Source organism: Aquabacterium sp. (assembly GCF_004297345.1).
Classification (GTDB): domain Bacteria; phylum Pseudomonadota; class Gammaproteobacteria; order Burkholderiales; family Burkholderiaceae_C; genus Aquabacterium.
On the sequence record NZ_SCTN01000472.1, the window covers coordinates 1 to 6,867 of the forward strand.

The following is a 6,867-nucleotide window of genomic DNA, read 5'->3' on the forward strand; positions in this document are numbered from 1 at the left end:
GCCACCAGCACCGGCACGATCAAGCGCCAGTTCAAACCGGCAAAGAAGATCACGTACAGGCCGGACGACATGACCAGCATGGCGGTGCCCAGGTCGGGCTGCTTGAGGATGAAGGCCGCCGGCAACAACACCAGCCCGCCGGCTGCGGCGAAGTCCAGGCCACGCAACTGCCCTTCACGACGCTGGAACCACCAGGCCAGCATCAGCGGCATTGCGATCTTCAGGATCTCGGAGGGCTGGATGACCATGCCCACATTGAGCCAGCGCGTGGCGCCCTTTTTGGTGATGCCAAACAAGGCCGTGGCCACCAACAGGATCACCCCCACTGTGTACAGCGGCACCGCCAAGGCCATCAGGCGCTGAGGCGGCACCTGCGCGACCAGAAACAGCATGAGCGCAGCCAGCATCATGTTGCGGGACTGATCTACAAAGCGCGAGCCATTGTCAAAGCCCACAGAGTACATATTGACCAGCCCCAGCCCGCACATGAAAACCACGATGCAGATCAGGGGCAGATCGAAGCCCTGAAACACAGGCTTGATGCGCTGCCACCAGGAAGGTTTGTCAAAGGCCACACTCATGGCTGCTCCTTCGATGCGGCAGGGCTAACGGCGTTGGTCTGAGGGCGAGATGCCGGCGCCAGCACAGGCACCGCAGCCGAGCCCCGGGATGCAGGGCCAGACGGGGCATTGGGCGCCGATGAAGCCACCGCAGACGCGGCCGAGGCAGAAGATGGCGTTGCTGCGGCGGATGCGGCGGATGCGGCGGACGCAGTTGAAGCCGCTGCTGCAGCCGCTTCAGGCACGGTGGGCACATCCGCACCGAAAGCATCTAGCCCGCGCGGCAGCGGCATGGCCGAAGCCTTGCGCGCCACGCCAATCGGGCTGGCCGCCTTGCCCTGTTGCACGGCGGCGATGTCTTCTTCGCTGGGGTAGACGTCCATCAGCAGGTAGTCCAGCACACGCCGGGCGATCGGGGCTGCGGCCTCAGCACCAAAGCCGGCGTTCTCGACGATCACGGCCAGTGCCACGCGTGGGTTGGAAAGCGGGGCGAAGGCTTCGTACAGCGAATGATCGCGCTTGTACTCGTCCATCTTGGAGGCCACGTACTTCTCGTTCTGGCGCAGGCCCACGGCCTGGGCCGTGCCGGTCTTGCCACCGCTCTGGTAACCCGCGCCCATGAACACGCGGGTGGACGTACCCTCCTGCGTCACGCCAAACATCGCATCGCGGATGAAGGCCGTGTGCTCGGGCTTGTAGACCACGGACGTCAAGGCCTGACTGGAGCTGACACGGCGCTGACGGGTCAGCACGTCTTCGATCTCGCGCACCACGCGCGGCTGGAAACGCTGCCCGTCACTCACGACCGTGGACAAGGCCGTGGCCATCTGCAGCATGGTGAAGTTGTTGTAGCCCTGACCGATACCCAGCGAGATGGTCTCCCCCGCGTACCAGCGGCGCTGCTCGGCGCGCTTGTAGGCATTGCGCTTCCACTCCGTGGAGGGCAGGATGCCTGTCAGCTCACCCTTGAGGTCGATGCCGGTCAAACGACCAAACCCCAGCGGCGACATCTGATCGTGAATCAGGTCCACGCCCAGCTCGTTGGCCAGCGAATAGAAGTACACGTTGCTGGACTTCACGATGGCGCGGCGCATGTCCATCGCCCCGCCCAACTCGTTTTCCGGGCTGCGGAACTTGTGGCCACCGAACATGAAGAAGCCGTTGTCCATGATGACCGTGCTGGGGCTGCGCTTGCCCGTGTTCAAGGCCGCCAGCGCCATGAAAGGCTTGTAGGTGGACCCTGGCGGATAGGTGCCACGCAGCGCGCGGTTGAGCAGCGGCTTGTCTGGGGACTCGTTGAGCTCCTTCCAGTTTTCGCTGTCGATGCCATCCACGAACAGGTTGGGATCGAAGGTGGGCTTGGACACGAAGGCCAGCACCTCGCCATTGCGCGGATCGATGGCCACCAGGGCGCCACGGCGATCCCCAAACAGGCGCTCGATCAAAGCCTGCAGCTTGATGTCGATGGACAGGTGAACCGTGTTGCCCGGCGTAGCCGGGTTGGAGCGCAGGCGCCGCACGGCCCGCCCGCCAGCACTGGTCTCGACTTCTTCAAAGCCGGTGGTGCCATGCAGCTCACGCTCGTAGCTCTGTTCGATGCCCAGCTTGCCGATGTACTCGGTGCCACGGTAGTTGGCCAGCTCCTCGTCCGGCCAATCGTCCATGGCATCAGCCTCTTTCTGGTTGATGCGGCCGATGTAGCCCAGCACGTGGCTGGCCAGTTCACCATACGGATAGTGACGGAACAGGCGCGCCTGAATATCGACACCGGGGAAACGGAAACGCTGCGCCGTGAAGCGGGCGACCTCTTCATCCGTCAAGCGCGTGCGAATGGGAATGGACTCGAAACTTTTGGATTCTTCACGCAGGCGCTTGAAGCGGCGGCGATCTCGCGCCTGGATATCGACAATGTGCGATAACGCTTCAATCGTGACCTCGACATCTTCGACCTTGGAGGGCGTGATCTCCAGTGTATAGGCGGAGTAGTTGTTGGCCAGTACCACGCCATTGCGGTCAACGATCAGGCCCCGGTTGGGCACGATGGGCACCACGGCAATGCGGTTGTTCTCGGCCTGCGTGGCCAGGTCATCATGTCGCACCACCTGCAACACATACAGGCGAAAGACCAACAAGCCAAAACAGAACAGCACGAAGCCGACAGCCGCCCACAAGCGCGCCCGAAAGCGGCTGAGTTCCTGCTCGAGGTTCTTGAGTTCGGTCATGCGGGGTGCCCGGCTGCGGTCCGACTCACAAAGGCCGGTTCTTGTCGCGGTCAGGCGCGCGGCGTTGCGGCGCCAGCAACACGAACGAGGCCACCGGCCACATCAGCGACTCCAGCAAAGGCGCAACCACCAGCCCCCAGCCCGGAAAGGCCGCGCCGGCAATCATGCGCACCAGCAGCGAGACCGCATGTGCAGCTACAAACAAAGGCACGATCTGCACGGCTTGGGAGGCCACCGTGAACCACAGCAGGCGGCGATGCACCGTGATGGCAAAAAAGCTCAGCAGCGTATAGGCCAGGGCGTGCTGGCCCAGCAAGGCGCCCTGATGCACATCCATGAGCAAGCCCAGCACGAACGCAGAGCCCACGCCCACACGGCGCGGCTGATGCACGTTCCAGAACACCAGCGCCACGGCAAGGAAGTCCGGCACGCCGGCCACCCGGCCCCAGGGCAGCATGTCCAGACTCAAGGCCAGGAACAGCGAGAACCAGATGAAGAAGGGATTGACGGGTAACAGCAGTTCGCTGCCGCGCGGCATCATGGCTTGGCTCCTGAAGCGGCTTTGGCTGCGCCGTGGTGCCCCTTGTGGCGGCCCGATGCCTCTACCGCCGAAGCGGAAGCGGCCGCGTCGGCAGGACGCTCGGGCATCTTGCTGGCCGTGGGCTCCAGCAGCAACACATGACGGGTGCTGTCGGGATTGGCCGTAGGCGCCAGCGTGATGCGGGCAAAGGCCGAGTCGGCCCGGCGATCCACCTGCAGCACCTTGGCCACGGGCAAACCTGCGGGGTAGACACCATCCAGACCGGAGGTCTGCAGCACATCACCCACCTGCACATCGGCGTTGCCGGCCATGAAGCGCAACTCCATGCCATGCGCCTGAGGTGTCCCGTAGGCCACACCGCGCTGCTGGGTACGCACATTGACCACGGGCACCGCGGCGTCCTTGTCGGTCACCAGGGTCACTTCGGATGTCAGCGGGTACACACGGGTCACCTGCCCCAGCACGCCGGCCTCGTCGATCACGGGCGCCCCCAGCACCACATGGCTGGCGCTGCCCTGGTCGATCACGACCTTGCGGGTGAACGGGTCAGGCGCGTCATACAAGATCTCGGCGGCCATGCTGGCCACTTCGATGCGCGGACGCAGAGCCAGCAAACCGCGCAGCCGGGCGTTTTCGCGCTCCAGTTGATCTGCCCGCATCACGCGCTCGGATTGCTGAGCCACCAGACGCTGGGCAGCCAGTTGCGATTGCTTGGCCGCATCCAGACCTGAGAAGTAGTGCCCGGCGGTGTCCCACCAGCGCGACGGCGCCATCAGCACCTCCTGAACGGGCTGCAGCATCGTGGCCACCACAGCGCGCAAGGGCTGGGTCATCTTCCAGCGGGCATCGGCCACCATCAGGAAGACCGCGAGCGCCGAGAAAAACATCAGGCGTGTGAACGCCGACGGCCCTTGCTTGAAGAAGGGCGGTGGCGTTCGGTCCAGCGTGGCCAACGGCATGGCGGCGTGTCAGCTCCCAAAACACGACAGGCGCCATCTTGGGGGGCGCCTGTGGTCACGACAAGGGTGGTTTATTCTGATGTAAAGATGCTGCCCAGGCGCTCCATGCGCTCCAGGGCCATGCCACAACCGCGCACCACGCAGGTCAGCGGGTCTTCGGCCACCAGCACAGGCAGGCCGGTTTCTTCGGCCAGCAGGCGGTCCAGATCGCGCAGCAGCGCGCCGCCACCGGTCAGCATCATGCCGCGCTCGGCGATGTCGGCGCCCAGCTCGGGTGGCGTCTGTTCCAGCGCGTTCTTGACGGCCGACACGATCTGGTTGAGCGGATCGGTCAGGGCTTCGAGGATCTCGTTGGACGAGATCGTGAAGCTGCGTGGCACGCCTTCCGACAGGTTGCGGCCCTTGACTTCCATTTCCTTGACTTCGGAGCCAGGGAACGCGGAGCCGATTTCCTTCTTGATGGCTTCGGCCGTGGGCTCACCGATCAACATGCCGTAGTTGCGGCGGATGTAGTTGATGATGGATTCGTCGAACTTGTCGCCGCCCACGCGCACAGAGCCCTTGTAGACCATGCCGCCCAGCGAGATCACGCCCACTTCGGTCGTGCCGCCGCCGATGTCGACCACCATGGAGCCCGAAGCCTCGGACACCGGCAGACCGGCACCAATGGCGGCTGCCATCGGTTCTTCGATCAGGTAGACCTCGGAGGCACCAGCGCCCAGCGCGGATTCGCGGATGGCGCGGCGCTCAACCTGGGTCGAACCGCAGGGCACGCAGATGATGATGCGGGGCGACGGTTTCAGAACCGAGCGCGGGTGCACCATCTTGATGAACTGCTTGAGCATCTGCTCGGTGACGGTGAAGTCGGCGATCACGCCGTCCTTCATCGGGCGGATGGCCTCGATGTTGCCGGGCACCTTGCCCAGCATGGCCTTGGCCTCGGCACCCACGGCCTGGATGGTCTTCTTGCCGTTGGGGCCGCCTTCGTGGCGGATCGACACCACAGAGGGCTCGTCCAGCACGATGCCCTTGTCACGCACATAAATCAGCGTGTTGGCCGTGCCCAGGTCGATGGCCAGGTCGGTAGAAAAATACTTGCGAAACATTCCGTACATGCGGCGAACTCCGGCTCCGGGCCTTTTGCCGCTGCCGCCCAGACGCAAAACCGATCAACGGCTCACCCGGCAAAACCGGGGAGCACGTCTGGTGCGAGGCGAAACGCTGGCGGGCAAAGGCCCCTGAAACAACGCGCGCAGCCTGCTCGAATGACCCGGCTGCGCGACAAAACAATCACCCTGACCGCAAATGCGCCAATTCAGTGCAAATACGGCTTGTGGATAACCTAGGATAATACCCCAAGGCCTCGCCCTTTCCGGCGCCGAGCCCCACTCTGTTACCCCTGGATGAAGCCATGGCCCTGACCCCTGCAGACGTCAGCCGCATTGCCCAACTCGCCCGCCTGGAACTCAGCGGCGACGAGCAAGGTGCGATGCTGACGCAATTGAACGAATTCTTCGACATCGTCGAAAAAATGCGTGCGGTCGATACCTCCGGTGTCGAGCCCCTGTACACCCCCCTGTCCGCCATCGAGGACGTGACCCTGCGCCTGCGCGAAGACGCGGTCACCGAGCCCAACAACCGCGAGGCCAATATGGCCAACGCCCCCGCTCAGGATGGCGGGCTGTTCCTCGTGCCCAAGGTGATCGAATGACGACCGCATTGCATGACCTGACACTGGCCGAGCAAAGCCAGCAACTGGCATCTGGCCAGACGACCAGCGTGGCCCTGACCCAGCATGTGCTGGATCGCATTGCCGCGCACACCGAACTGGGTGCCTTCCTGCACGTGGATACCGCTGGCGCCCTGGCTGCCGCTGCCGCCTCGGATGCACGCCGCGCCGCTGGCCAGGCCCTGGGCCCGCTGGACGGCGTGCCCATTGCCCACAAGGACATCTTCGTCACGCAAGGCCTGCCCACCACGGCAGCCTCGAAGATGCTCAAGGGCTACCAATCGCCGTTTGACGCCACCGTGGTCGCGCAACTGAAGGCCGCGGGCGTGGTGAACGTGGGCAAGCTCAACTGCGACGAGTTCGCGATGGGCGGCGCCAACGAGAACTCCGCTTACGGCGTGGCCCGCAACCCATGGGACACCAGCCGCATTCCTGGCGGTTCGTCTGGCGCATCGGCCGTAGCCGTGTCGGCCCGTCTGGTGGCCGGCACCACCGGCACCGACACCGGCGGCTCGATCCGTCAACCGGCGGCATTGACCGGCATCACCGGCATCAAGCCCACGTATGGCCGCTGCTCGCGATTCGGCATGATCGCCTTCGCATCGTCACTCGACCAGGCCGGCCCCATGGCCCGCACGGCCGAAGACTGCGCCCTGCTGCTGCAAGCCATGAGCGGCTTCGACGAGCGTGATGCCACCAGCGCGCAAGAGCCCGTGCCCGACTTCATGGCCGTGCTCAACACGCCTCGTGCCGAAGCCACCACCGCGCAGCCGCTCAAAGGCCTGCGCGTGGGCGTGCCCAAGGAGTTCTTCGGTGAAGGCGTGAGCGCCGATGTGCTGGCCGCCACGCGTGCTGC

The 6,867-nt window shown here is 64.5% G+C and carries 7 protein-coding genes; 2 read left to right on the plus strand and 5 right to left on the minus strand.

Annotated features, from left to right (window positions below; translation table 11 throughout):
• From EPO09_RS18220 to EPO09_RS18240, 5 genes are all read right to left on the minus strand, one after another.
• Positions 1–581 (minus strand): FtsW/RodA/SpoVE family cell cycle protein (locus tag EPO09_RS18220; RefSeq protein ID WP_290645282.1); only part of this gene is annotated, 581 nt, incomplete at its 3' end.
• The gene (gene mrdA, locus EPO09_RS18225) at positions 578–2,782 is read right to left on the minus strand and encodes a penicillin-binding protein 2 (protein ID WP_290645284.1); all 2,205 of its coding nucleotides are present in this window, start codon (positions 2,780–2,782) and stop codon (positions 578–580) included. The genes mrdA and EPO09_RS18220, both read right to left, overlap by 4 nt.
• A 25-nt stretch (positions 2,783–2,807) precedes the next feature.
• Entirely contained in the window at positions 2,808–3,323 is a 516-nt protein-coding gene (gene mreD / locus EPO09_RS18230) for a rod shape-determining protein MreD (RefSeq protein ID WP_290645286.1), read from the minus strand.
• Positions 3,320–4,282 carry a rod shape-determining protein MreC gene (gene mreC / locus EPO09_RS18235; RefSeq protein ID WP_290645288.1) on the minus strand — a complete coding sequence of 321 codons (963 nt, stop codon included), beginning with the start codon at positions 4,280–4,282 and terminating at the stop codon, positions 3,320–3,322. Before mreC ends, mreD begins: the two co-directional genes overlap by 4 nt.
• Positions 4,283–4,353: 71 nt before the next feature.
• Positions 4,354–5,397 carry a rod shape-determining protein gene (locus tag EPO09_RS18240; protein WP_035036785.1) on the minus strand — a complete coding sequence of 348 codons (1,044 nt, stop codon included), beginning with the start codon at positions 5,395–5,397 and terminating at the stop codon, positions 4,354–4,356.
• A gap of 296 nt (positions 5,398–5,693) precedes the next feature.
• Between EPO09_RS18240 and gatC the strand changes: the two genes are divergently transcribed.
• Both gatC and EPO09_RS18250 read left to right on the plus strand, forming a co-directional pair.
• On the plus strand, positions 5,694–5,993 hold the full coding sequence (gene gatC / locus EPO09_RS18245; RefSeq protein WP_290645291.1) for an Asp-tRNA(Asn)/Glu-tRNA(Gln) amidotransferase subunit GatC: 300 nt from the start codon (positions 5,694–5,696) through the stop codon (positions 5,991–5,993).
• Positions 5,990–6,867: amidase (locus EPO09_RS18250; protein ID WP_290645293.1), on the plus strand; the 878-nt coding region annotated here is incomplete at its 3' end. The genes gatC and EPO09_RS18250, both read left to right, overlap by 4 nt.